We start from the raw sequence: 23,873 nt of genomic DNA, 5'->3' as shown, positions 1-23,873 counted from the left end.
GAACGGCCGGACTGCGGAATCTGCCGGCTGTGTAAACTACAGCGCTTCGGCCACTTCCGAGCCGCTCTTCGCTTTCTCTTGCAGTCTGCGGACATTAGCGTAGAGCAAAGAAAAGCCCGCTATGCCAAGCACGGATAAAGCGCCACAAATGAAGTACATCGTCTCCGCTCCCGATTGTTCGAACAGCACGCCCCCTATGAAGCCGGCCGCGATGCCCGACAAGCCGCCCCAAACGAGCGCGTCAAGCTTTCTCCCCCGCCCAATTCCTTAATATACAAGGCAACGAACGTATTGTTCACTGAATTTGGAATGGATAACACTAACCCGACGAACAGGAAGATGAAGAACGCCCGGCTTGCGAACAGGGAGCGACAATTGACCTTGCCGGCCTTCACTGCCGTCTTCTTCGCCTCTCCGCGCGGAAGCGCGAAAGCAAAGGCCAGCGAGAACAGCATCATAATCGTATATATCATCCATAACCGCTCGATGCCAATTTGACCGATAATCGGCCCTGCTGCCACCGCCATGATCCCCCATCCGAGCGAGCCCCATAGCCGAAAAGTGCCGAAGCTCCGGTTCGTGCCTTCGATGCTGTTCAAAATTAAAGTGTTGCTCTGCGAAAACAACGGCATTTGGAAAAAGAAGAAAAAAAAGCATCGACGCATAAATAAACGTATAGGATTCCGAAAGGAACACGAATTGCATAGTGATCATGCTGCCGAGCAGCATCAATATTAGCGTTAAGCGCAAGTTCCGGAAACGATCGCTCAAGTAACCCCAGAATGGTTTCGCGACGATCGAGACGATTGGTCCTCCCGCCATCAGCGCTCCGATCTCAAGCGTTGAGAAGCCGATCGACTGCAAATAAAGGGCAAAATAAGTGCTATTTATCGTTAATGCGCCATAGATAACGAAGTTGAATCCTTTAATCGTACGATGCGCATGCTTAACATTCGCTGCCATTCGTTAAACTTGAACGGCGGTCGATTGCGAGGAAGCGATCGCTTCCTCCGCCGTCACTTCCCGTCCTAAACGATCCGATAAGTAAATGCCTTCGCTGATGAGCATCGTTCGCAGCGCTATGTCAGCCGTTGGCAGCAAAGGCACTCTGCCTTGCAGCGCGGCAATCCAATGCGCCTGGGATGAATCATACGCATCCTCATTGTCGCGAATGCGATGCCACCGCAAGTCCATCATATCCAGATCGAGCGTACTGTCCATGTCCATATCGCACACCGTGTTATGGAAGGTGAACGGCCTTGTGCCCCCGTCGGCTTGTTCGCTCGGCAAACGGACGCCGCCCTTCGAGCCGGCGATGCTGCTGCCCTCGAAGCGCCCATGTGGACGGCCCACGCCTCGATAATATCGAGCGTCAGGCCTCCGGCGAACCGAACGAAACCCGTACCGAGCTCCTCGACATCGAAGCCGCTCGTCTCACTCCGCTCCTACAGCATTTTTGTTTCCTGATAAAGCTTGCCCGTCACCCGCTCCACCTCTGGATTGCCGAGCAAATAAAGGATTTGCGCTATATGGTACACCCCCATATCGAACAAAGCGGATCGAAATGTTCATCGATAATTCACCCCGCCATTGATGGATAAGTTGCCTACGCCTTCATTATAAACCTGCAGCGCGCAGCCCCTCGGTGTACGATCCTCTTATGCAGGGGGAAATTTCTATTGCTTCCAGCTATTTTTCATGACCAATATTTCAATATTACTGTATAGTGGGCTTTTCTGTTAGAATGGGAATCACGAGTCATAGAACGGGGGACACTTACTTTGGATTACATTATATTGGATATTGAATTTAACGGCCGCAAGTTCGCCAGCGAGCTTCCTATGGAAGTGATCGAGATCGGTGCGGTACGCCTGGATGAGAACCTTCAGTTCAAGGATGAATTCTCGTCGCTTATTAAACCTGTCTATTTCTCCAAACTAAATAGCTTCATTAAGAAGAAGACCGGCATTCAGCAGGAAGACATCGACACGGCCGAAGGCTTCAAAGCGGTCATCACGCGATTCAACGATTGGCTGAAACAAAGCGACGATCTGCTGCTGTTCACTTGGGGCGGCGAGGATATGAAGCGAATCATGCTCGATACGCGGATGCATAAGCTCGATGACAGCTTCTGGACGAGCCTCTATTATTATGATTTGCTCAAAGGCTATTTGCGCTTCCGAAACGTAACGAACGACGTTAGCGTCGAGACCGCGCTTCAAGAGCTTGAAATTATAGCGGAAGGCTCCGCCCACCGTGCGCTTGACGATGCGAGGATGACCGGCGAGGTGCTTCGCAAAATTTTCGACCATCTGGATATGGACTTGAAGCAGCAGTATAAGGATATGTACACGAATGCCAAAGAACGCCGACTCGTGAAAAACGCGGTTCGCACGATGATCCAACGCAAGGCGCCTGCCGAATGGGAAGTGCTCATCGAGCATTTTCTGAAAGACAAAATCGTTCTGACAGACGAGAAGAAGGTCGCTGAGCTTCAGCAGTATTTTGCCGCGGAGCTGGAGAAGGCGAAGCAAGCCAAGACCGGCCAAACCGTTTAATGGGCTTAAGCTGCCCGAGTGAAACGACAGCATCGGAGAATCAACAATCATGACCGACATAACTTCCAAACCAAGATCAATTGCTCTTTATGATCTGCTCTATATGATAGGTATCATTGCCATCTCGTTCTCCTCTATATTCGTTCGGTGGTCGGAGGCCGACGTCGCCGTCATCGCGATGTACCGATTGTACTTGACCAATCTGCTTATGCTCCCGTTCGTATGGAAGTACAGGCATGAATTCATGCGGCTTAGCGCGCGGCAATGGCGTTTGCTCGCCTTATCCGGCGTCATGCTGGGCGCCCATTTCCTGTTATGGATGGCTTCGCTCCGTCTCACCACCGTCGCGAGTTCGACCGTCCTGCTGACGCTTGAACCGCTGCTCGTCATGCTAGGCTCGTACTGGCTGTTCCGCACGAAGGCGAACCGGATGATGCTCTGGGGACTTGGAATCGCTTTGGTAGGATCGATCCTCATCGGAGCTGGCGACTTCAGCCTCTCGGGAGACGCCTTGCTTGGCGACGTATTATCGATGCTTGGAGCTGCAGCGGTTGCCGTCCATATGCTTGCCGGTAAGCAGCTGAGGAATGAAATGAGCGCATTCGTTTACAACTTCGCCGTATTTTTGCTCGCGGCGACATCGCTAGCCATGTACAATATTGTGCTCGGCAATCCGTTTACCGGCTACAGCGAACGCGAATGGGGCTTATTCCTGCTGCTCGCTATCGTGCCGACGCTGTTCGGCCACTATCTATTCAATTGGCTGCTCAAATATATGAACGCTGCCGCCGTATCGATGGCCGTTCTCGGCGAGCCGGTCATTTCCTCGCTGCTCGCTTGGTGGCTGCTCCATGAATCGCTGTCGGGCTATCAGCTTGCGGCAGGCTGCTTCATCCTCTTCGGTGTCTGGCTGTTCATCCGGCACGGCAAGGAGAAGGTATAGCGGCTTAAGCTTCCCGACATGCAAATGCGAATCACTACTGTAGTTGCATTTTGGGACACTAATTCGCTACCGAACCTAAAAACCACCTCATTAGTTCCATTTCGGGAAGTTAATGAGGCGGTTTTTGCTTTTACGGGGCTGAACCTGCATTTTAGTTTGACGAAATGCCGTTAACGACACTTTCCCTTCGCGCAACATGCTATTCCCGCCTTGTCGCTTATTTCGCCTTGCTGCTCCGCATCGCCGGTACGACCTTCAGTTCGCCGTTCTCGTTCTCGATGTAGCGTTGGTACGCCTCCGATTCCTTCGGAATGAGCGCCATCTTGCCGTCACCGTCGAAATGAATGCCCCAGCCATACTTCTTCGGCAGCATCGATGCGCGCAGGCAAGCTTGCGACTTGCCGAAAAACTCGTCCCAATGCTCCTGACGGCGCCCCGCCAACTCTTCTTCCGCTATTTGCTTATGCCGCACATACACTTCAAACAACAATTCCTCTTGCGTATACCCGTAAGGCTGACCGGCAGCCAGCTCATATTCCAAGCTTGGCTTCGTTCGGCCGTCCTTCTTATCCGGCGGTATGATCCCTGTCTCTGCCGGGCAATCGGGCGCCACCGTAATAAATGTATTGTAATAGTTTATATTCATCCTATAGCCCTCCACTTATTCAATTAGCGTAAGCTCCTTCTGTTCGATCGGCGCAACCTCAATGTGACAGATCATATGGCCGTCCGGATCGAACTCGTCGAACAAACAATGATGATTTCACGGCGACGTCCATTCCTCAAGCCAGGTTACATGAATGAACGCGCCTCCAAGCTCTTTAACCGCCATCGTTATCGCTTCCCATATCTCATTATTATCGTTATCCCCGCATGAAATAAACGTATGCCGCTTCACGAATCAAACAGATGCACCTAAAATATTCACCCCGTCACCATAAAACGGTTACCGTCGGGATCGGTAAAATAGAAAAACATTTTGCCGCCTGCAAGCTGCACATTGCTGACGAATGCCTGCCGCTGCACCAAACCCCGGTAAGAGTGGCATATCGCCTTCGCATCCCTTCTTCGGAACGCTTCGACCAACGCCTCGAAGTCAAGTCGTCCGTATTCGGCTTGCTCTGCCCTCGTCCGCTCAGGCCCGCTCCCGTTATGATCGAAGGCAAGCCTGCCAGCCAGCTTCTTCAGTCTGCCGCGGGCACGGCCGAGCGTAACCTGCACCGCTCCTTCAGCCGCTCCGATCATCACCCCCGTCTCCTTAGCCGTGAATCCGAATGCGTCCATAAGGAGCAAAATAACGAGCGCGCGAGGCGATAGCCGATCAGCGAGCGTCTCTAGAAGCTCTCGCGTCTCTAGCCGCAAATCCGGCTCGCCCCTATCGATTGCAGCAGGGTCGAATACCTCATGCCTTATTCTGCCTTTCTTCCGTATCTTATCCCGCCAAGCGTTAAGCGCGATTCTATACATATAGGCATGACTAATTTCACGAGATGGATCGTTCTCCAAAGCCCTGTAAAGCTTAAGCAGGACGTCTTGCTTTAAGTCTTCGGCCTCCCATCGATCTCCCGCAATTCGTACGCAGTACCGATAGATTCGATCTTGCAACTGCTCCGCATACAAGCTGAACCCTTGCCTCGCGTCCACTAGCGTCTCTCCCCGTTTCCATTATTACCAATTAGTATAGTAAACGCGGCGAATATCAGGATACACTTTTCCGAACCTATTCCGTTTAATTTCATCATACCGTTGCGCAGTATTTGTGACAAGCGGCCCGCAACAACGGCAAACGTTTATGTTACACTAGACAAAGCTGCAAATGCACGGTAAGGAGCGCACTCATAATGAAGCTAATTTCATGGAATGTCAACGGCCTGCGGGCTTGCGTAGGCAAAGGGTTCATCGATTACTTTAACGAAGCGGACGCGGATCTGTTCTGCGTTCAAGAAACGAAGCTGCAAGAGGGGCAGATCAAGCTGGAGCTTGGCGAGAACTATCACCAGTTCTGGAACTATGCCGAGAAGAAGGGGTATTCCGGGACGGCTATTTTCTCCAAGCTGAAGCCGCTGTCCGTTCGCTACGGACTGGAAGAGGACAAAGAATTCGAGGGGCGCGTCATTACGCTGGAATTCGATCATTTCTATTTGGTTAATGTTTATACGCCTAATGCAAGGCGAGACTTGTCCCGGCTGGATTACAGGCTGGAGTGGGAGGAGCGCTTCCGTACGTACTTGAAGCAGCTCGACGAGCTTAAGCCCGTCATCGTATGCGGCGACCTGAACGTTGCCCATCAAGAGATCGATTTGAAGCATCCGAAGCCGAATACGGGCAACTCCGGCTTCACGGCCGAGGAACGCGGCAAGATGACGACGCTGCTGGACAGCGGCTTTATCGACACGTTCAGACATTTTTATCCCGATCGTGCCGACGCGTACAGCTGGTGGTCCTTTATGCCGAAAGTGAGAGAGCGGAACGTGGGCTGGCGTATCGACTACTTCCTTGCTTCCAGCCGGCTTGCGCCGCAGCTGGCGGACGCGCAGATCGACTGCCACATTATGGGCAGCGATCATTGTCCGGTCGTGCTGAAGGTGAACGGATTGGATTAAAAATAGGCCGAGCGAAGCGTGGACTTATGTCCGCTTCGCTCGGCCTGTTCTCTTATAGCTCACTCGGCATATTCAGCTCCTGATAGAAGCTTAGAGCGGAGCGCATTTTATCGACATATGCTTCCTCTCCGCCTGTACACATGAATTTGATGCTGCCGTTCCCGTGCCGTTCCGCGATGCCGAACCGATTCATAAGCGCCGTTAGACGTTTAATCGTCCCTACGTTGCCGTCTACGATCTGGATATGAGCCGGCAGCACTTGTCTTAAGATAGAGCGATAGAACGGATAATGCGTGCAGCCAAGCACAATGATGCCGTATTGGTTCAAATCATATCCCGCCAGCTTGCCAAGGAAATAGTCCCGCATCAATGCCCTATCGAACTGCAGGTTTTCGCAATAGCCGACGAGCTCGGGCAGCGGCAATGAATCGACGATGCCCTCCTCGTCCACGCGGGACACGAGCCCATAATACTTAGGCAGCTGCAGTGTGAGCGGCGTTGCAAATACGAGTACGCGCTTGCCCGTAGCGCGGTTCATCTCTACCGCTGGCTTCACGGCCGGCTCCATCCCGACGATCGGGAATGAATACTTCTCGCGAAGCTCGGCGACCGCTATGCTCGTCGCCGTGTTGCAAGCAATAACAAGCGCATCGATACCCGTTGCTACCATTGTCTCGACTGCTTCAAGAACATAAGCTCTGACCGCTTCCATCGGCTTCGTGCCATAGGGAACGTGGAGCGTGTCCGCCATATACAAGTAATCATTTGCAGGAAGGCGCCGCAATGCTTCCGACAATACGGTCAACCCGCCAATACCCGAATCCAAAAAACCAATTGTCATTGTCATCTATTCCTAACGTATGTAGTGAGAACTGTTTTCGCAATCTAAACACAAATTAAAAAAAGTATATTCCCAGCATAGCGCGACATGCTGCTGTAAGGCAAGAACAGAGTCTTCCAGCAAGGATGCCGCCGCTTATTGCCTGACTATACTTTTACCTGCGAGATTGCCTCTCTCATACGCAAAGTATTGCTTCTACGAGCTTTATATTCCATAGCCTGCCGCGCCTTTGACGGCTCCCGTGCGATTCGCGAGCGCTAGGCGGACCTTGTGCTCGTCGAGCAGCGGATAGTCATACAGCAGACCTTCATAAACGGCCTCCATCTGAGGGTGCTGACGAAAGTCTTCAGGTGTTACTTTCGTAGATGGGCGATCCCATAGCTCAAGGCCGCCTCTGTTCAACGCTTCCGCTACGAATTGGGAGCAAAAGTATTCGGATTCCGGATTATAATCGACCTTTAGCATAATACCGATAACACCGAGCAGATTATAGCCGTAATCGTTCTTATTCTGTTCTATGCTTTGTACGAATTGCTTTATCATCGCAATCTGCTGTTCGGTTACGCGGAACCGGAGCAGCGTACAGCTTGTATCCGGATGCATGCGGTAGACGCCATCGTAGACGTTTTCTTGAACGAAACCAGCCAGCAACGGATTGTTCGGCCTCATGCGCCCGAAGCTGTACACTTCCTTAAGCTCCACGTCGAACGCTAACGAAGCATGATTATAGGGAGCGCTCGTAAAAGCCTTAATCAGTCGCGTGAACAGCGTGCCCGTATTCGTAAGCAGCACATAGATGTTATTTTCCGGGCCTTCGCTTTGTTCCAAACGATCGGGATTGTACAGCACGGCGCTCGCCTCTTCTCATTCAAGGATGAAGAACGCCGGTCCTGCCCGCGTTCTATTTGATTTGAATATACCAGCGGCTAACCTGCGCGTATAGTACCAACTATGCGTAGTACCTACCCCGCACAGGAAAAAAAGAACAGGACAGCCGCAGCGATCATCGTCTCATCGTCTGCCTCGTCCTGCTCTTATTTTGCCGAACCGTTATGCTGTCGTCTCGCGGCTTTGCTTCTGTTCCATTCTGTAGCTAATGGCCGTTAAGACTAGTCCGCCTAACGTCACAATGGCCGCAATCCATGGCACATGATGAAGACCGATGCCGTTCACGGCAAGGCCGCCAATAATTGCCCCTCCCGCATTGCCGAGGTTGAAGGCCGATTGATTCGCCGTCGAAGCCATCGTCGGCGCATCCTTCGCCATATCCATAATGCGCATTTGCAAGCCGGGGACGATCAGAAACGAAGCCATGCCCCAGATGAATATCGTTATGACCGACAATACTTTGTTGTCCACCGTGAAGAAGAAGATGAACAACATGACGGCCAGGAAAGCCAGACATGCCATCAATGACGGCATTAATCGCCAATCGGCCAGCTTGCCTCCGACCAAATTGCCGACCGTCATGCCGATTCCGAATAAAATAAGGATGCCGGTGACATATTGTTCATTAAAGCCCGTAATCTCTTGCAGCAGCGGATCGATGTACGTGAACGCCGTGAACACGCCCCCGAAGCCGAATACCGTTACGAAGAAAGCGAGCAACACCTGCCTGTTGCCGAAAATCTTAAGCTCCTTGCCGATGCTTGCTTTGCGGTTATGAGGAACCTTGGGCACGAACAGTATGATGCCTGCGACGACCAACAAACCAAGTACCGCTACAATGCTGAACGTCGAATTCCAACCGAATTGCTGGCCGATGTAAGTGCCGAGCGGAACGCCAACGATATTGGCAACCGTAAGCCCCGTATACATGAGCGCAATGGCGCTGGCCCGCTTCTCCGGGCTAACCAGTCCGGCTGCAATAACCGAGCTGACGCCGAAGAAAGTGCCATGCGCCAGCGAGGTTAGGACTCTGGCCAGCATAAGCACCGAATAGTTGGGTGCAAGCGCCGCAAGCGCGTTGCCTGCAATGAAGATGACGAGCAAGGCGCATAGCAATTGCTTGCGCGGCATGCGAAGCGTAAGCACGGTCATAACCGGACCGCCGATGGCTACGCCAAGCGCATAGCCGGTAATGAGCTGACCGGCGCTGGCGATCGAAATATTCAAGTCCTGCGCTACATTCGTCAGTAAGCCCATAATTACAAATTCCGTCATACCGAACGCGAAGGTGCCGAGGGTTAGCGATAACACTGCGGCCATGATCGATCCCGCGGGTTTTGTCCCCTGCCGGACAGTTTGATTCATCTGCATATCCATATCCGTTTGCTGCTCTCTCTTTTCTATTGACTTATATAGTTAGAAGTTATTGCACGCATGATCCTTTAGGCGCAACTTGACTATGATAGCTTACATCGCGATGGTTTGGCAACTAGCAATAAGCCTGCATTAAACATGCATTAAGCTCGCCTGCACGATCCAACCTAGATTTCCGCACTCCTTTCATCAAGTCGGGCTGATTATGACGACATAGGATGGATTTTTGCAATCATTTTAACTTTCTGCTTCTCTACCTAAAAAACTGCGACTGACCACACAACATACGAAAAGATGCATTGAACGAAATAACTGGAATTCCTCCCGTTCATATCCCCGGTTTTCAATCGGATAGGTGATTTCGGTGAATTAACATGAGGATTTCCCGTTATTCTATATTTCTGTTTGATTTCCCAATAAATAACTGGATTAATTCCCTTTATCTTAACCACAGTAGAATTGTTTGTTCATTGATTGAGTCGGCTCAGAGAAAAAGATAGCCCGGTATCCATCCCGGACTATCCCCTAACTGCGAAGCAAGACTACATCATTATTGCTTTCGATTTCTTCTCACCCATATAATCATTGCTGCTGCAATGAGCAGCACCAGAGCAGCAATCAACACATAAATGTTAGAGCTCGTACTGGCCGAAGCTGCCTCGTTAGCTGCCGGGGACTGCGGCTCTCCGCCATCCGCGCTAAGCGGCAAGTTCGATCGTTCCTTCTTGACGTTCATACCGATCGGCTGCGGCTGCTTCCCATCTCCGAGCGCTTTCAGCTCCTCTGCTGCCGAATCCAGCGGCTTCGTCATATTGCAAATGGTCGTATGAAGCGCCGCCTCGCTTTCGTAAGCGGAAACGATATATTCGGCCCCTTCCACGAAATTCTCGATGCCGCAGCTCGCCGAGCTAAGCGCCGTATATACCGCCGTTCGCGCCTGCACGTCACCCTTCCACACCTGGGATACCTCGAACTGTACTTCAACCGGATCGGCGGAAGACATGATTTCCTTCTCTGGCGGCTGCGTCACCGTAAGCACTTTGCCTGCGAAGATCGCACTGCTGCGCTCCATCTCGTCCTTCACCTGCGCCTCTGCCGATTGCACCATTGCGCAAGAGCACGCGAACGCTTTGCCCGGTTTTACGACCCCTAAACAAAACAGCATGGTTATTGAAAGAATGATCATCGTTACCTTGTTGCCCAATCCCATCACCTCGAACTAACAGACGGCTTATCTCCCTTATTTGTTACATTGCAATCTGCCACGGCATCCTGACGTTTATGTTAAAATAAATAACGATATAAAGCTTGACCTTATTGCCGAGAGGAGCGCAACTGTGAAACCCAACATAACGATTCGCCTATATCAAGACTGGCTGGACACGGTGAAGGAGATTTTTCGAGGATCCGGCCAACCGCTGTCCGAAGAGCTAAGCGACCATGAAGTTGCGGTCGCTTATTACAGCCAGACCGCCTCATCCGATGAAGAAGCCCAGCAGCTTAGCCTAGCAAACGCCCAGCGGCTGCGGGAGATGGAGCAGATCCTGCTGACGAACTTCGAGGCCCTTATTCTTCCGGACATTCGCAAACGTACCGGTTACGAAGGCGACCAATTCACTTTCCGCTGGATTTACCAGCAAGGCGAGCATGTGATCGAAGAATATTCCGAATATCGGATTCCGCTTTAAATGCGAAAACGCCGGCCTCTCCATCAACGGAGCAGGCCGGCGTATTTGTCTACTGCTGCTTATTTCTCGGCTACAAACGGTTTATCCTGCGAAACGGCGAGCTGGTGCAGGTATACGTTCGTTCCGTCGCCAATCGCGTAATTGAGCACCCTTTTGTTGACCGGCACGAGCACCGCGCGATACAGCGTCGGGAATACCGGAATCTCCTCGACCATCAATTGCTGCCATTCCTTATAAATGCCTTGGCGAACCTTCACGTCGAACGCTTCCTTCGAGATGCCCTTCTTCAGCAACTCATCCTGCTTATCGCTTGCATAACGCGGGAAGTTGTAGATCGCTTCGCGTCCATACAGTCCGGACGGATCGACGTCGATGCCTACCCCCCATGCGCCTTGGTACACGTCTACTTTAGGATCGTCCTCGCCGTTTGCGCCGACGCGGTCGTAGAACGTGTTGAACTCGACCATCTCCAGATTCACGTTAAGTCCGATTGCCTTCCATGATTGCACGTAGTATTGCGCAAGCGGTTCGGCAATGTCGCCGCCCGTCATCGAGATAAAGTTAATGACAAGCTCGCTGCCGTCCGGATTCGTACGGAACTCGCCGTTTTTCTTATAACCGGCGTCGTCCAAAATTTTGTTCGCCAGATCGACATCGAACGCAAGGCCCGGATTCGACGAATCGTGATACTCCGGGTGCGACGGCGGAATAAGCGTTGTCGCGTTCCAGCGCAGGCCATGGTAGAACTGCTTGCCGACCTGATCGTTGTCAACCGCATGCCACATCGCTTTGCGGAGGTTGATATCGGCCATCTTCGCTTTCGGATTAGGCACGACCTTGCTGCCTTCCGCATCCCATGTCCCTAGCTTAAAGCCGATATACGTATACGCGCGATCGATATTGCCAAGGAACTCGACGTTCGACATGCCCGCGTTATCCGGATATTGATCGACCGGGAACGAATCAACGAGATCTACGCCGCCGCTCTCCAATTGCTGTACGATCGTCGTCGGATTAATCACTTTAAGCGTAACCTTCTCAAGGGCCGGCTCGCCGCGCCAGTAATCCGCGTTCTTCGTATATACGACGGATTCGCCTGGGGTGATGCTCTCCACCTTAAACGGTCCGAAGCCGATCGGCTTCTCGCGCACTTCCGGGGAAGCGGATATTTTCTCGACCGGAATGCTGCCAAAAATATGCTTAGCCAACGGATAAGTCCAGATGCCGCCCGTCAATAGGGATGGCGTCGATTCAATGTAGGTAATCTTAAGTTGCTTGTCGTTAATCACTTCGATACCTGAAATTTTATCCGCCTTGCCCTCGTGGTACTCGTTCATGCCTACGATATTCGTGAACGTGGAATCGTAGCGAGGACCGTCATACTTCGGATCGCCGATGACCAGATGCGCGAACTCCCAGTCCGCGGCCGTTACCGGCTTGCCGTCATGCCAGTTGACGTTGTCTCGAATCGTGAACGTAAAGGTGCGTCCATCCTCCGACACCTCGTAGGTAGCGGCCCCGTCATTCGTGAATACGTAGCTTTCATCCCAAGTCAGAAGTCCCTCGTCAAACCAGCCGAGCACCTGCGAATCCGGGTCGCCCGAGTAGAAGTTGAAGTTCAGCGTGCCTTCGAACGGCGTGTCGGATACAAGGCCGAACGTCAGCGAACCGTTCTCGATAGGCGTGCCTTCGTTTTTCTTCACGTTGCTGAAATCTTCTATGGAGTAAAGTCCGTCGTCGGGTTCCGGCGTTGGTTCCTTTACTTCTTCCGTGGGCGATGGCTTGTTGCTGCTATCCGCCGGTGGCGGTTCGTTCTTCTCGTTCCCGTTGCCGGATGAACAGGCTGCAAGCAGCAGCACCAGCGCGAGCAACATGGGGACGAATGCAGACCTTGTAAACCGAAAGCTTCTCATCATAAATCTTTCTCCTCCTCATCATCCTTTTCTTTGTCTTGCGTCCGTCGCCCGCTTAAGCGCTTGACCGACATTATTTATACATAGCATCAGAACCAATATGAGAACCGATGCGGGTAACCATATCCACCATCTCGACTCCAGCGTCTGCGGATCTCTTGCATAGCTGACTAACGTGCCTAGACTAGGCGTGCTCTCCGGAAATCCGAAGCCCAAGAACGAGAGTCCGGATTCAAGGCCGATATTGGCAGCCAAATTCAGCGTCATCGTGACGATAATGATCGAGCTTAAGTTCGGCAGCACTTGCGAAATCATGATTTTCAGATGCGAGGAGCCCAGCGTCTTGGAGGCCTGCACATAATCGAGCTCCCTCTCTTGCAGCGCCTTGGAGCGTATAAGCCTTGCGATGCCCATCCATAGGAACGCCGTCATAATAAGCGAGAAGGAAACGACGTTGTACTTGGGTACCGCCGTTACGAATGCAATAACGATCATGAGCGTCGGCAAAATCATGAAAAAATCAACGAAGCGCATAAAGATATTGTCGACCGTACCTCCAAAGTAGCCTGATATAAGCCCGATGAGCACGCCTATGAGCCCCGTCAGCACAGTAACGATAATGCCGATAGACAACGAATTGCGCGTGCCTATGATGAGCTGCCCGAATACGTCGCGCCCGCCATAGTCGGTACCTAGCCAATGCTCGGCCGAAGGCGGCTTCTTAAGCGCGAACAGATCGATGGACACAATCTGCTCTTGGTCGAGCACGAAGGAAATACCGTAGACGAGCAAGATGACAATCCCCAGAAAAAGCAGCGATACGAAAGCCAACCGATCTCGAACGAGCTCCCGCCACAAAATATTCCAGCTCGAAGGGCTCCTGCTTCCTATGCTTACGCCAGGTACCTCGGCGTATGTCTTCCTCATATGGTTCACCCCTATGCATCCATCTTGGCCGTTATTTAATCCGAATGCGCGGATCGACGGCGCTTAATGTGATGTCCGATATTAATGCACCGATAATCGACGCAGCCCCGTACAACAGGACAAGCGCGGTAACGACGCTGAAATCGCGAAGCGAGATCGAGCTGAGGAACAGCTCGCCCATTCCGGGATAGCTGTAGATGCTCTCAATAAATACCGTGCCGCCGATCAGTCCCGTAATTTCATAACCGAAGAAAGCAGCGATAGGCAGCAATGAATTGCGCAAAATATGACGGTTATAGACGCGCGACTCCGACGCTCCCTTCGCTCTTGCCGTTACGATGAAGTCCTTCTGCTTCGTATCGATAATCTCGCTGCGAAGCAGTTGGACGGTCGTGACCGTCGTAATAAGCGCCATGGACAAGGCCGGCAGCAGCAAGTGATAGAATTTGCTCAGAACGTATTCAAGCGTCCCCGGCTTCATCCCAGGCTCGACGCTCCCCCCGGTCGGAAACCAGCCGAAATGGAAGCCGAATATCCATAGCATTAACAAGGCGAATATAAACAGCGGTGCGGCGAAGCCCAAGTACGTATAACCCGTAATGAAGCGATCCGCCCATGTATCGTTGTAGCGTCCGCTCGTAATGCCAAGAGGAATGGCGATCAAGTAAGTGAGGATCAAAGTCACGATCGATAGCCAGATCGTATTCATCATGCGCTGCCCGATTAGATCGGAGACCGGCATTTTGAAGCGGAACGATTGTCCGAAGTCACCTTGAAACGCCTTCGTAATCCAGTCCCAATACTGAACCTGCCACGGGTTGTTCAGACCTAGCCTTTCCCGCTGCGCTTCAAGCGACGCAGGGTCTATGCTGGGATCCAGCAAGCCTGTCAGCGCGTCGCCCGGCATCGCCTTCGCCATCAGAAATACGAGAATGCTTAATAAGAAGATTTGGGGAATCATAATAACCATTCTTCGCGCTACTGTCCTCCACATCGCTCTCAACCTCTCTCAGGCAATGCCGCTAGATGTGTCTTTGTAATAGGCTTCAAGGGTAAGGCAAACCCCTCGTTGTCGAAATAGCTGTCGTGCGCCCTCTCGTATTCCTCTCGCACCGCCTCGCGATAAATATGCTGCTTGTCTCGCTGCAACGGGTCGATGTTCGGAATAGCCGTGATAAGCCGCTTCGTATAGATATGCTGCGGATTGCCGAAAATATCGGCCGTCGTTCCTTGCTCCACATAACGACCCTTGTACATAATGCCGATATGATTGCACATATGACGAATAATGCCGAGATCATGACTGATTAACAGATAGGTAAGCTTCATTTCCTGTTGAATATCCTTCATGAAATTAAGCACTTGTGCCTGCACCGATACATCGAGCGCGGACACCGGCTCATCGGCAATGACCAGCTTTGGCTTCAAGGCAACGGCTCTCGCTATCCCGATCCGCTGACGCTGGCCGCCCGAGAACTCATGCGGATATTTGTAGATCATTTCCGGGCTCATGCCGACCTGCTCCAGCAATTGCTGCACCCGAAGTTTCTCCTCCATAGGCGACAGCCTCTCGAAGTTCCGCAGCGGCTCGGCGATAATATCAAGCACCCGTTTCTTCGGATTCAAGGAGGAGTACGGATCCTGGAAAATCATTTGAATATCCCTGCGTACGTCGAGATGGCTTCTTCGGCCGCCTTTGGCCAGATCATAGCCTTCGAACAGGACGCTGCCCGACGTGATCGCATTCAGCCCGATAATCGCTCTGCCCGTCGTCGTCTTGCCGGATCCGGATTCGCCTACGAGACCGTAGGTTTGCCCCTCCTCAATCGATAGGTTAATGCCGTCTACCGCTCGCACGGGAGGAATCTTCTTGCTAAGAATGCCGCCTCGGCTCGGAAAATGCACCTTTAAATCCTTCACCTCAAGAAAGGACATGTATATCGTTCACCTCCTTCTGATCGGGGAAGTGAAAGGACTTGTAGCATGTGCACCTGACGTAATGTCCGGGAGCGATTTCGTGCATGGTTGGATTGTCTTCATGCGCGGATGGATCTATCCACGGCATGCGAGAGCGGAAGCGGCAGCCTTGCCGCGGAAGATTTTGCAGGGAAGGCACGATGCCTTGAATGACATGCAGTCTGGATTGCGATTCTTTGGAAGTTGGAATGGAATGCAGTAACGACCTGGTGTATGGGTGTTTGGCTGCGGATAGGAGCGTATATATATCGGCGATTTCCACAATTTGTCCTGCGTACATGACGGCGACGCGATCGGCCATCTCGGCGACGACGCCAAGATCATGCGTGATTAAGAGAATACCGGCTTCGCTTTCGTTCTTTAGTTTCTTGATTAATTCGAGGATTTGCAATTGAATCGTAACGTCCAGCGCTGTCGTCGGCTCGTCCGCGATAAGCAGCTTCGGCTCATTGGCGATCGCTATCGCGATGACGACCCGCTGTCTCATCCCGCCGGATAGTTCATGGGGAAATTGCCCATAGGTATGCTCCGGCCGCGGTATGCCGACCTTGGTCAGCAGCTCGATCACTGCCAATCGTCGTTCCTTCTTGGAGAGCTTCGGCTGATGAAGAAGCAGCGCTTCTTCGATCTGAGCGCCTATAATCATTAATGGATTAAGCGCGGAGAGCGGATCTTGGAAGATCATACCGATCTCCTTGCCTCGCAGCTTGTTCTGCTTGGACGGGGGTAACGGGACAATATCTTGTCCCTTATAGTAAATATGTCCTTCGATTCTAGCTCTCGTATGAAGCCCCATGATAGAGAAGGCGAGCGCGCTCTTGCCAGAGCCGGACTCTCCTACGATCGCAACAATTTCATTTTTGCCGATCGTCAGCGTCACGTCGTCAACGGCGGCATAATAATCGTCGGCAATGCGGAATGAGGTGGTGAGATTTTTAATGGCTAGCAGCGGATCATTCAATGGAATCCCCCTATCGACGAGTCGCATTAAACCTACCTTAATTTTCTGATTATTCAGAAAATAATTAACAGCATTAAACACTTCAATTAGTACCCCTATGTTCATCCTCTTATTTTCACCATATGTTAATACTTGGTTAATAAGTTGTCAAGACTTTATTAAGCCAAGTTAATGATTGTATAATATGCAGCTTAACAGTGTTACTAATTAATAAACGATAAAAACTATAAACCCAATTAATGATTACTCTATCATTCCTGCCCATATAGCGAATGACTTGTTACCTAAATCGTATATTCAATATCGGCCCAGGAGCAAAAAAATAAGGATTGACGATTACCTGGATTTGCTGTAGTTTCTATTTGTATCATTTACGTTAATAAATTAATGAAAACATAAACATTATCTTTCACGCCCCGAACTCAGCGCATAAGCAGCACCTTCCATGTAATTGAGACTCAGCATTTTTTAACTAAATGTAAGCGCTATCAAACTATAAACAGGAGGTGATAATAAGGGCCTGGCAAGTGGGAAAAGCAATTCCAAATAAAACGATGATCAAAGGAGAGTAGCGAAGATGTTCAAGTCAAGAAAGAGGATTATTACCTTGCTTCTGTTGTCCGCCATGCTTGTTTTCTCATCCGTTTTCCCCGTTTATGCCGCAACCTGGTCTCTTAATGGCGATACGAACGTGCATGATCCGGCTTACATCAAGGAGGGGAGTACGCACTGGGTATTCAGTACGGGCTCAGGTCTCCAAGTACTCTATTCAACGAACGGTACGACGTACAACCGGTCCTTGCCGATCTACACGTCGAGGCCTTCATGGTGGAGCACCTACGTGCCGGACCACACGGGGCTTGATGTATGGGCCCCGGATATTTTCTACTACAACGGCAAGTACCACCTGTACTACTCCATCTCCACCTTCGGCTCTAAAGTTTCTGCGATCGGCTTAACAACGACCACCTCCATCTCCGGCGGCGTATGGACAGATCAAGGCGTCGTTATCAGCTCCGACAACTCCACCAACTACAACGCAATCGACCCAAACATCATGCAGGCCGCGAACGGCAACCTATATATGGTTTTCGGCTCTTGGAGCAGCGGCATCTATATTACGGCCATCAGCAAAACAACGATGAAGCCGACGGGCAACGCTTACCGTATCGCAACCAAGTCCGGCGGTATCGAGGGTCCGAGCCTCGTCTACAACAGCAGCACCGGCTACTATTACTTATTCGTCTCGATCGGCGTATGCTGCAACGGCACGGACAGCACTTACAAGATTGCCGTCGGGCGTTCCACGAACGTGCTTGGACCTTATTACGACAAGAACGGCGTCGATATGAAAAACGGCGGAGCCAGCGTCATCGACAGCGGCAACAGCGCATGGGTCGGACCGGGCGGCCAAGACGTGTCAGGCACGAACGTCATTGCCCGCCATGCCTACAGCGTAGCGGAGAACGGCGCTCCGAAGCTGCTCATTAGCGATCTGTACTGGGATTCCAGCGGCTGGCCATACTATAATTAACGCGTGAAACAAGACCTTTCCAGAGCTACGGTTCTGGAAAGGTCTTTGAGTCGTATCTAAAGCCAAATAAACTTGATCAAATACGTAACGATAAGTCCAAAGGCAAACAAGATACCGACACTATGATTCTTCTTTTCATCCTTCTCGCTTGTCCCCGCATCCACCAGCCATACAGCTGCGATTAGAAGCACCTTCAGCCATATTGGCAAGAAAGGCACAGCAAGTCCAATGATAAGCGCAACAATTGATAACAATACTCTTAGCTTCACGGCTTGACCCCTTGTCCTTTTTTTAACGTCTATATTGGATTTTTGCGTTAACTTTTGACGGTTCAAGGTGATATTAGAGCCTATGTTGGATTTTGGCACTAACTTCCTTCGGAAAGCTTCGTTCCATCCGTTCAAGCTAGAAATTGCTGCAAAAATCCAACATAGCAGTTAAGCGCCCTCCCAAGGGGCCTCTATCCTGCAGAAATCCAATATAGGACATTAATAAGGCATGCCTCTTCCTTCCAAATGCGCCTTCAGGTTCATTAGCGACATCGTGTAGCCTTCCTGCGTCGGCACGGCTTGCTCTTCCGTCTCATAGCCGGTCTCCGTTATCGTTACGGTCGTTCCTCCATTCTCCTCGTCAAGCAGGAAGGAGGTGACCATCGCTGGTCCTTCCGATTCGAACTCCCACCTGAGAGCGAACTGCTTCAATGGCAAGACGGATACGATAGTTGCCTTGAGCGTAACCACGTCTATGCCCTCATGATACTCGTTAGGAGAGTGGTGGAAGTAAGCTTCTCCACCTTCAAGAAGCTCCGGTACGTCCCAAGGGGAACCAGGAGAATACCACTTCGTTAATTGCTCTCCTTCCGTCACTGCTCCCCACACAAGTTCCTTGGAAGCATCAACCCAAATGCTGCACTCCACGACGACCTCGCTAATCTCGCCCGGATTATTTATCTCAGTCATCCAAACCCTCCTCCATTCTTCGATTATATGCATATTCGTTCATTCTACCTTTGCGGTTAGGCAAACGCTAATCGCTTACCCGTATGCAAACCGCTGGCCGCCGCCTGCGATAAAGAATGCGTGATGCCCGAACAATCTCCTATGACATGCAAATTCGCGATGCGGGATTCGAAGTCCTTTGACGTGTCCAGCATCGGCGCATAAAACTTGGCATCGACGCCATACAGAATCGTATCCTCATCTACCGCTATCCCAAGCAGCCGCTCCATCGCATCAACGAAAGACAGCGATATTCGGATATAACTATCGGGCAGTTCATCGACGAGGTTCCCCCAATCCGCCTTCAACGTCGGCTTTATACGGTTGCTTGTTCCGCCGGCTTCCGACGTTCCCCGCCCCTTCCTAAGATCGCCCAGTCGCTGGGCAACGATGCGGTCTCCCCCTTGATTTATGCCGCCGATCACCTCACGCGCATAGGTATCGGCTTCTTCCAGTGAAGCGAAGTAACTCGGTGCGAACAAAGTAAAGTTCAGATTCGGCGACCCTTCTGCCTGCTCCCGGTAGTTTTGACCGTCTGCCATCACGAGTCCGTCTTGGTATTTCCGTATGACTCTCCCTCTGGGATTCATGCAATAGGTCGTAGCGGTGAATCCTTCCCCCGAGAATCGCAGCTTTGTTTCGAACTGCTCTTGAAGAATCGCGTCCAGCTGACCTCCGAACATCTCGAACCGCAGGCCGATGTCGAGGCGGGCGATTTGCTGTGAAATGCCCAATGCACGGCATTGGCCAGACCACCACTCCGTTCCGCTTCTTCCTGTTGCGATTATCAGCTTCTTCGTATATATGGGATCACGCTCAGGGATCGATAGCTCGAAGCCTTCCGGATGCTCCCTGATAAGACTGACCTCCGTCTCGAAAAGGAAGGAGATTCCGCGTGCCAGATCGTCGAACATTGCCTGCAGCACCTCTTCGGACAAGGCGGATCCTAGATGTCGCGTTCTCGTCGCAAGCACGTCGAAGCCCGCTTCCCCTGCCCGCTTTGCGAGCAACGGATTTTCCGTGCTGTACATGGCCGCTTGTCCAGCGCCATAACGGCATAATATATCGTCTACTTCGTCCATAAGCTGCAACGCTTTGCTATAGCCTACTTTCGTTTCGAGGTCGCCTCCGAAGTCGTTCGTATAGTTATACTTCCCCTCAGACTTGCCGAGGCCGCCGAAGCCGACGTACTTCGCGCAGGAGGTGCAGCCGCAGGGCCCGCCCTTATCCAACGGGCAATACCTTTCGTTAAGCGGCTTCCCTTTATCGATCATTAATACGCGTTTGTTTCCTTCGGCCAGCGCATGAGCGGCGAAGATTCCGCTTACCCCTGCACCTATGATGACAATGTCGAACAACGATGTTCCTCCCCCGGCGCATGCCATTCACGCTGTATTTCGGACGATTCCTTTGTTATATTTGGATTATACCGATATAATTCAAGTGGGGCTAGTCTACCGAAGCCCCTATACTATAGAACGCGCAGGTGACTACCATGATTGAAATAAAGACATCAAAGCTTAGCAACGGAGAATTGAATCGAGGCGTATTCGCGACAGTCGATATACCCCAGGGAGTCGTTTTTCATCAAGCACCCGCACTCCCTTATCCGAACGAGGAGCATGTACACCTGGAGAAAACGATTTTCGCTGACTACGCATTCGAATTCGGAGAGCATCACTCCGCCCTGCTGCTCGGCTACGGGATGTTGTTCAATCACTCCTATACGCCCAACACGCATTATGATCTGAATTTCGATAATCTCACGGTTGACTTCTACGCCTATACCGACGTGAAAGCCGGAGAAGAATTGCTGATCAACTACAACGGCGAGGTCGACAATGAAGATCCGCTTTGGTTCTATGAGGAGCAGGAAGCGAAGGAAAAGAAGTCCGAATAACGACGAAGAAAAGGCCGATCCGCTTATGCAGCGGGTCGGCCTTTCTTTATTAGTTGAACCGATAGGTCCAGAAGTGCTCGGTACCGAAGCGATCCTCAAGCTCCTTATAGCTCAGCCTCTTGCCGCCAGCCCATTCCGGCGGCTGAAACTGCGAGCGATGTGCGGAAATCGATGCCAGCTTTGCTTTCAAGAACGGTCTCACGTCTTCATAGACGTCGGGACTGCCAATCGATTCTTGATGATTTTTGGAAAAAGCTATGCCATGCACGACAGGCCGCTTCTCCCTAGGCAATTTGCTTATAATGCGAACGACGGCCTCGCCGGTTGCATCATGATCGGGATGAACGCTGTACCCAGGATAGAACGTGATAACGAGCGACGGGCGCAACTCCTCGATAATGGCGGCAATCGGCGCGTCCAGTCTCGCTGGAGGCTCGAACTCGACCATTTTATCGTGAAACCCCAGCAGGCGCAGATCTTGAATGCCGATGGCCCGGCATGACACTTCAAGCTCCAGCTTGCGGACGGCCGGAAGCGTCACCCGATTGGCGAAGGGAGGAACGCCCATATTCCTTCCCATCTCGCCGAGCGTCAAGCACGCATACGTCACTTGCGCGCCTTCATGAATATACTTGGCCAGCGTGCCCGACGTCGAATAAGCTTCGTCGTCCGGATGCGGGAATACGACGAGAATACGATCATGCTTCATGGTTCTCATCCCCTCTCTTATCAGAACGGCGTGCGGCTAAGCTGCAACGCGACAACCAGCTTGCCCTGCCCGTCATGGCCCGCCATAATAAGCCGCTCCGTATCGTTCTCTTCATAGTGTGTAAGTCCTTCGGAATAAATCCAGCCGCCTTCCGTCTTCAATCCTACGCGATAAGGCCCGTTACCTGCGATCGATCCATGGGAATATCGTATGACCGCATTGCTGATGAAGGTAGCCGCAGGGTGCTTGGAGCTATCGTAATGGCTCGCGTACGCCCCGGATGTCATCTCCAAATGAACATATAAATCTTGATCCTTAAACTTATCGATTGCGCTTTGAACCGTCCCAGGATGGATTGGCTTCATCCTCGCACCTCCGTTTTCTCCATACCCCAGTAGGGTTTGAGGTGAATCTGTATCAATTATTCATACATGCAATATATCGCGTACATATGCTAAATGCAACCTGATCTTCTTGCGTTTCTCCTCTACGAACATAAGGCTGCAATTGTGGTATCCAACTATTCATCCCCCGAGTACATTTAGTTTGATCTCCATATCCGTTACCTGACAAATGTAGCTTGCACGCGCTCGGATTTAAGGAAGTACGGAATCCAGAGCGCGCATACAACCATGTTACGAATAATATCGCCTAATGCGGTATCCACGCTCGTTTCCCTGGTGAGCGGTATTTGATAAGCAAAAATCGGATCGATAATAACAATAGCTAGACCAGCCTGTTGAGCATCGGTGATGACGAGCTTTGAATACACTTCCAACGGCTTCCTACTTTCGTGGTCGGAATATGGTTGTATCAGCGCATCGTCGATTCCTTGCTTTTTCAGCCAAGTAAGTAAGAAGTGGTGTAGTTTGTGTGACGAGAGGTTTTGCGTAAGTTGCGCCTCCTCGGAATACTTCGTTAGAATTTTCCGAAGCCACGATCTGTATATGTCTTCTTCCACGTCGATTCAAACAAATAAATCGCATGTTTTTTCTTCATCGCGTCAGCGTATGGCCAACAGCTCTTTAAATGACTGTGGAAACATAAGCATTTTGGGTAGATTTGTTTTGTATTAGTGCAATGAGCACATTCATAGATTTTGGTAATATGGTAGATTTAAGGTAAAAAATAATGGAGTGAAGATGGATGAGACGACGGTTTATGCTTTTAGTTTGTGGATTTTTGCTGCTGACGCTGCTACTGCCCTTCCAGGCAGCCGCCGCTGAGGTCGGTTCCGCGGTGGCAGCAGAGAGTTCCAATTCGGGTGTAACGATGGTTGTAGGAGGAGTTACTCATACTCTTGCTCTAAAACAGGACGGAACGGTATGGGCGTGGGGAGAGAACATTCTTGCCCAACTGGGCGATGGAAGCACGACCAACAGATCTTCCCCCGTTCAAGTAACCGAGCTCGATTCGGTGATTGCCGTTGCTGCAGGCAGTGCGCATAGTTTGGCACTAAAAAGCGACGGAACCGTCTGGGCGTGGGGAAACAATAGTAATGGTCAACTGGGGATTGGAAGAACGACACTCCCCAGTTCTTCTCCCGTTCAGGTAACCAATCTTAGCTCCGTGGTCGCCATTGCTTCAGGGAGTCACCATAATTTCGCAATAAAAAGCGATGGAACGGTATGGGCGTGGGGTGGGAATTGGAACGGTCAACTCGGCGATGGAAGCACGACAGAGCGATATACTCCCGTTCAAGTACAGGGTCTCAGTTCGGTGATCGATGTTACTGCGGGCGCTTACCATAGTTTAGCAATAAAAAGCGATGGAACTGTCTGGGCGTGGGGAAACAATGATTATGGTCAAGACGGGGTGCCTGGCGGCTTAACCTTACACGATGGAACCAGTCTTGTGACCACCTACCGTCATACTCCTGTTCAAGTACAGGGGCTCAGTTCGGTGATCGACGTTGCTGCGGGCTATGCTCATAGTTTGGCACTCAACAGCGACGGAACCGTCTTGGCGTGGGGATTTAATGGTGGTGGCCAACTGGGCGATGGAAGCACGACCAACAGATCTTCCCCCGTTCAAGTAACCGAGCTCGATTCGGTGTCCG

General features: G+C 51.4%; 28 protein-coding genes and 2 pseudogenes. 7 read left to right on the top strand and 23 right to left on the bottom strand.

Annotated elements, in window-relative coordinates:
- Positions 1 to 36: 36 nt before the first annotated feature.
- From J2T14_RS25865 to J2T14_RS25855, 4 genes and pseudogenes are all read right to left on the bottom strand, one after another.
- The gene (locus tag J2T14_RS25865) at positions 37 to 222 is read right to left on the bottom strand and encodes a hypothetical protein (RefSeq protein ID WP_307475553.1); all 186 of its coding nucleotides are present in this window, start codon (positions 220 to 222) and stop codon (positions 37 to 39) included.
- On the bottom strand, positions 195 to 599 hold the full coding sequence (locus tag J2T14_RS25860) for an MFS transporter (RefSeq protein ID WP_373458211.1): 405 nt from the start codon (positions 597 to 599) through the stop codon (positions 195 to 197). Before J2T14_RS25860 ends, J2T14_RS25865 begins: the two co-directional genes overlap by 28 nt.
- Before the next feature lie 16 nt (positions 600 to 615).
- Positions 616 to 963 (bottom strand): annotated as a pseudogene (locus J2T14_RS31010) (MFS transporter); the annotation flags it as partial.
- 3 nt (positions 964 to 966) lie between these two features.
- Positions 967 to 1,353: a hypothetical protein gene (locus J2T14_RS25855; protein WP_307475551.1), complete on the bottom strand. Its 387-nt coding sequence runs from the start codon at positions 1,351 to 1,353 to the stop codon at positions 967 to 969.
- A 428-nt stretch (positions 1,354 to 1,781) separates the two neighbouring features.
- On the opposite strand from J2T14_RS25855, the gene J2T14_RS25850 reads away from it, so the two are divergent.
- Together J2T14_RS25850 and J2T14_RS25845 are read left to right on the top strand one after the other, a co-directional pair.
- Complete coding sequence (locus J2T14_RS25850) at positions 1,782 to 2,558, top strand: 3'-5' exonuclease (RefSeq protein ID WP_307206473.1); 777 nt, start codon at positions 1,782 to 1,784, stop codon at positions 2,556 to 2,558.
- Between the two features lie 49 nt (positions 2,559 to 2,607).
- On the top strand, positions 2,608 to 3,501 hold the full coding sequence (locus J2T14_RS25845) for a DMT family transporter (protein WP_307475549.1): 894 nt from the start codon (positions 2,608 to 2,610) through the stop codon (positions 3,499 to 3,501).
- A gap of 217 nt (positions 3,502 to 3,718) precedes the next feature.
- Here the strand turns inward: J2T14_RS25845 and J2T14_RS25840 are convergent, their stop codons facing one another.
- The 3 genes from J2T14_RS25840 to J2T14_RS25830 form a co-directional block, all read right to left on the bottom strand.
- Positions 3,719 to 4,147: a DUF6157 family protein gene (locus J2T14_RS25840; RefSeq protein ID WP_307475547.1), complete on the bottom strand. Its 429-nt coding sequence runs from the start codon at positions 4,145 to 4,147 to the stop codon at positions 3,719 to 3,721.
- A gap of 117 nt (positions 4,148 to 4,264) precedes the next feature.
- Positions 4,265 to 4,399 (bottom strand): hypothetical protein, encoded by a 135-nt coding sequence (locus J2T14_RS25835; protein WP_307475544.1) that lies wholly within the window; start codon positions 4,397 to 4,399, stop codon positions 4,265 to 4,267.
- A 26-nt stretch (positions 4,400 to 4,425) separates the two neighbouring features.
- Positions 4,426 to 5,145 (bottom strand): RNA polymerase sigma factor, encoded by a 720-nt coding sequence (locus tag J2T14_RS25830; RefSeq protein WP_307475542.1) that lies wholly within the window; start codon positions 5,143 to 5,145, stop codon positions 4,426 to 4,428.
- 197 nt (positions 5,146 to 5,342) lie between these two features.
- On the opposite strand from J2T14_RS25830, the gene J2T14_RS25825 reads away from it, so the two are divergent.
- Positions 5,343 to 6,104, top strand: coding sequence for an exodeoxyribonuclease III (locus tag J2T14_RS25825; protein ID WP_307475540.1), 762 nt, complete (start codon positions 5,343 to 5,345; stop codon positions 6,102 to 6,104).
- Between the two features lie 52 nt (positions 6,105 to 6,156).
- Here the strand turns inward: J2T14_RS25825 and murI are convergent, their stop codons facing one another.
- The 4 genes from murI to J2T14_RS25805 form a co-directional block, all read right to left on the bottom strand.
- Positions 6,157 to 6,945, bottom strand: coding sequence for a glutamate racemase (murI, locus tag J2T14_RS25820; RefSeq protein WP_307475538.1), 789 nt, complete (start codon positions 6,943 to 6,945; stop codon positions 6,157 to 6,159).
- A 204-nt stretch (positions 6,946 to 7,149) separates the two neighbouring features.
- Complete coding sequence (locus J2T14_RS25815; protein WP_307475536.1) at positions 7,150 to 7,794, bottom strand: hypothetical protein; 645 nt, start codon at positions 7,792 to 7,794, stop codon at positions 7,150 to 7,152.
- Between the two features lie 201 nt (positions 7,795 to 7,995).
- Positions 7,996 to 9,204, bottom strand: coding sequence for an MFS transporter (locus J2T14_RS25810; protein ID WP_307476042.1), 1,209 nt, complete (start codon positions 9,202 to 9,204; stop codon positions 7,996 to 7,998).
- A gap of 553 nt (positions 9,205 to 9,757) precedes the next feature.
- Complete coding sequence (locus tag J2T14_RS25805; protein ID WP_307475534.1) at positions 9,758 to 10,411, bottom strand: hypothetical protein; 654 nt, start codon at positions 10,409 to 10,411, stop codon at positions 9,758 to 9,760.
- Between the two features lie 133 nt (positions 10,412 to 10,544).
- On the opposite strand from J2T14_RS25805, the gene J2T14_RS25800 reads away from it, so the two are divergent.
- The gene (locus tag J2T14_RS25800) at positions 10,545 to 10,895 is read left to right on the top strand and encodes a hypothetical protein (RefSeq protein ID WP_307475532.1); all 351 of its coding nucleotides are present in this window, start codon (positions 10,545 to 10,547) and stop codon (positions 10,893 to 10,895) included.
- A gap of 59 nt (positions 10,896 to 10,954) precedes the next feature.
- Here the strand turns inward: J2T14_RS25800 and J2T14_RS25795 are convergent, their stop codons facing one another.
- Genes J2T14_RS25795 through J2T14_RS25775 form a run of 5 tightly spaced genes read right to left on the bottom strand, consistent with a single transcriptional unit; the run spans position 10,955 to position 16,673 of the window.
- Positions 10,955 to 12,808 carry an oligopeptide ABC transporter substrate-binding protein gene (locus tag J2T14_RS25795; protein ID WP_307476040.1) on the bottom strand — a complete coding sequence of 618 codons (1,854 nt, stop codon included), beginning with the start codon at positions 12,806 to 12,808 and terminating at the stop codon, positions 10,955 to 10,957.
- A 21-nt stretch (positions 12,809 to 12,829) separates the two neighbouring features.
- The gene (locus tag J2T14_RS25790; RefSeq protein WP_307206484.1) at positions 12,830 to 13,735 is read right to left on the bottom strand and encodes an ABC transporter permease; all 906 of its coding nucleotides are present in this window, start codon (positions 13,733 to 13,735) and stop codon (positions 12,830 to 12,832) included.
- Positions 13,736 to 13,766: 31 nt separating this feature from the next.
- Positions 13,767 to 14,729 carry an oligopeptide ABC transporter permease gene (opp4B, locus tag J2T14_RS25785; protein WP_307206485.1) on the bottom strand — a complete coding sequence of 321 codons (963 nt, stop codon included), beginning with the start codon at positions 14,727 to 14,729 and terminating at the stop codon, positions 13,767 to 13,769.
- A gap of 5 nt (positions 14,730 to 14,734) precedes the next feature.
- Positions 14,735 to 15,670 carry an ABC transporter ATP-binding protein gene (locus J2T14_RS25780; RefSeq protein WP_307475530.1) on the bottom strand — a complete coding sequence of 312 codons (936 nt, stop codon included), beginning with the start codon at positions 15,668 to 15,670 and terminating at the stop codon, positions 14,735 to 14,737.
- The gene (locus J2T14_RS25775; protein WP_307475527.1) at positions 15,657 to 16,673 is read right to left on the bottom strand and encodes an ABC transporter ATP-binding protein; all 1,017 of its coding nucleotides are present in this window, start codon (positions 16,671 to 16,673) and stop codon (positions 15,657 to 15,659) included. Before J2T14_RS25775 ends, J2T14_RS25780 begins: the two co-directional genes overlap by 14 nt.
- A 577-nt stretch (positions 16,674 to 17,250) precedes the next feature.
- Here J2T14_RS25775 and J2T14_RS25770 point away from each other — a divergent pair.
- Positions 17,251 to 18,207 carry a glycoside hydrolase family 43 protein gene (locus J2T14_RS25770; RefSeq protein ID WP_307475524.1) on the top strand — a complete coding sequence of 319 codons (957 nt, stop codon included), beginning with the start codon at positions 17,251 to 17,253 and terminating at the stop codon, positions 18,205 to 18,207.
- A gap of 56 nt (positions 18,208 to 18,263) precedes the next feature.
- Here the strand turns inward: J2T14_RS25770 and J2T14_RS25765 are convergent, their stop codons facing one another.
- The 3 genes from J2T14_RS25765 to J2T14_RS25755 form a co-directional block, all read right to left on the bottom strand.
- Positions 18,264 to 18,476 (bottom strand): hypothetical protein, encoded by a 213-nt coding sequence (locus J2T14_RS25765; protein ID WP_307475522.1) that lies wholly within the window; start codon positions 18,474 to 18,476, stop codon positions 18,264 to 18,266.
- Between the two features lie 219 nt (positions 18,477 to 18,695).
- Positions 18,696 to 19,166: an SRPBCC family protein gene (locus tag J2T14_RS25760; protein WP_307475520.1), complete on the bottom strand. Its 471-nt coding sequence runs from the start codon at positions 19,164 to 19,166 to the stop codon at positions 18,696 to 18,698.
- Between the two features lie 56 nt (positions 19,167 to 19,222).
- Complete coding sequence (locus tag J2T14_RS25755) at positions 19,223 to 20,563, bottom strand: NAD(P)/FAD-dependent oxidoreductase (protein WP_307475518.1); 1,341 nt, start codon at positions 20,561 to 20,563, stop codon at positions 19,223 to 19,225.
- A 137-nt stretch (positions 20,564 to 20,700) separates the two neighbouring features.
- Between J2T14_RS25755 and J2T14_RS25750 the strand changes: the two genes are divergently transcribed.
- The gene (locus tag J2T14_RS25750) at positions 20,701 to 21,105 is read left to right on the top strand and encodes an SET domain-containing protein (RefSeq protein WP_307475516.1); all 405 of its coding nucleotides are present in this window, start codon (positions 20,701 to 20,703) and stop codon (positions 21,103 to 21,105) included.
- Positions 21,106 to 21,154: 49 nt separating this feature from the next.
- Here J2T14_RS25750 and bshB2 read toward each other — a convergent pair whose 3' ends face one another.
- From bshB2 to J2T14_RS25730, 4 genes and pseudogenes are all read right to left on the bottom strand, one after another.
- Entirely contained in the window at positions 21,155 to 21,814 is a 660-nt protein-coding gene (bshB2, locus tag J2T14_RS25745) for a bacillithiol biosynthesis deacetylase BshB2 (protein ID WP_307475514.1), read from the bottom strand.
- Positions 21,815 to 21,834: 20 nt separating this feature from the next.
- Positions 21,835 to 22,179, bottom strand: a complete 345-nt coding sequence (locus J2T14_RS25740; RefSeq protein ID WP_307475512.1) for a YojF family protein — start codon at positions 22,177 to 22,179, stop codon at positions 21,835 to 21,837.
- Positions 22,180 to 22,376: 197 nt separating this feature from the next.
- Positions 22,377 to 22,586, bottom strand: a complete 210-nt coding sequence (locus J2T14_RS25735; protein ID WP_307476038.1) for a DUF2569 family protein — start codon at positions 22,584 to 22,586, stop codon at positions 22,377 to 22,379.
- 51 nt (positions 22,587 to 22,637) lie between these two features.
- A pseudogene (locus tag J2T14_RS25730) lies at positions 22,638 to 22,775 on the bottom strand (hypothetical protein); the annotation flags it as partial.
- Between the two features lie 185 nt (positions 22,776 to 22,960).
- Here J2T14_RS25730 and J2T14_RS25725 point away from each other — a divergent pair.
- A partial coding sequence (locus J2T14_RS25725; RefSeq protein WP_373458210.1) for an RCC1 domain-containing protein occupies positions 22,961 to 23,873 on the top strand: 913 nt, incomplete at its 3' end.

It is taken from the genome of Paenibacillus harenae, assembly GCF_030812415.1.
Lineage (GTDB): Bacteria > Bacillota > Bacilli > Paenibacillales > Paenibacillaceae > Pristimantibacillus > Pristimantibacillus harenae_A.
The sequence above is the reverse complement of the archived record's forward strand: the minus strand, read 5'-3'. Positions and strand labels throughout refer to the sequence as shown.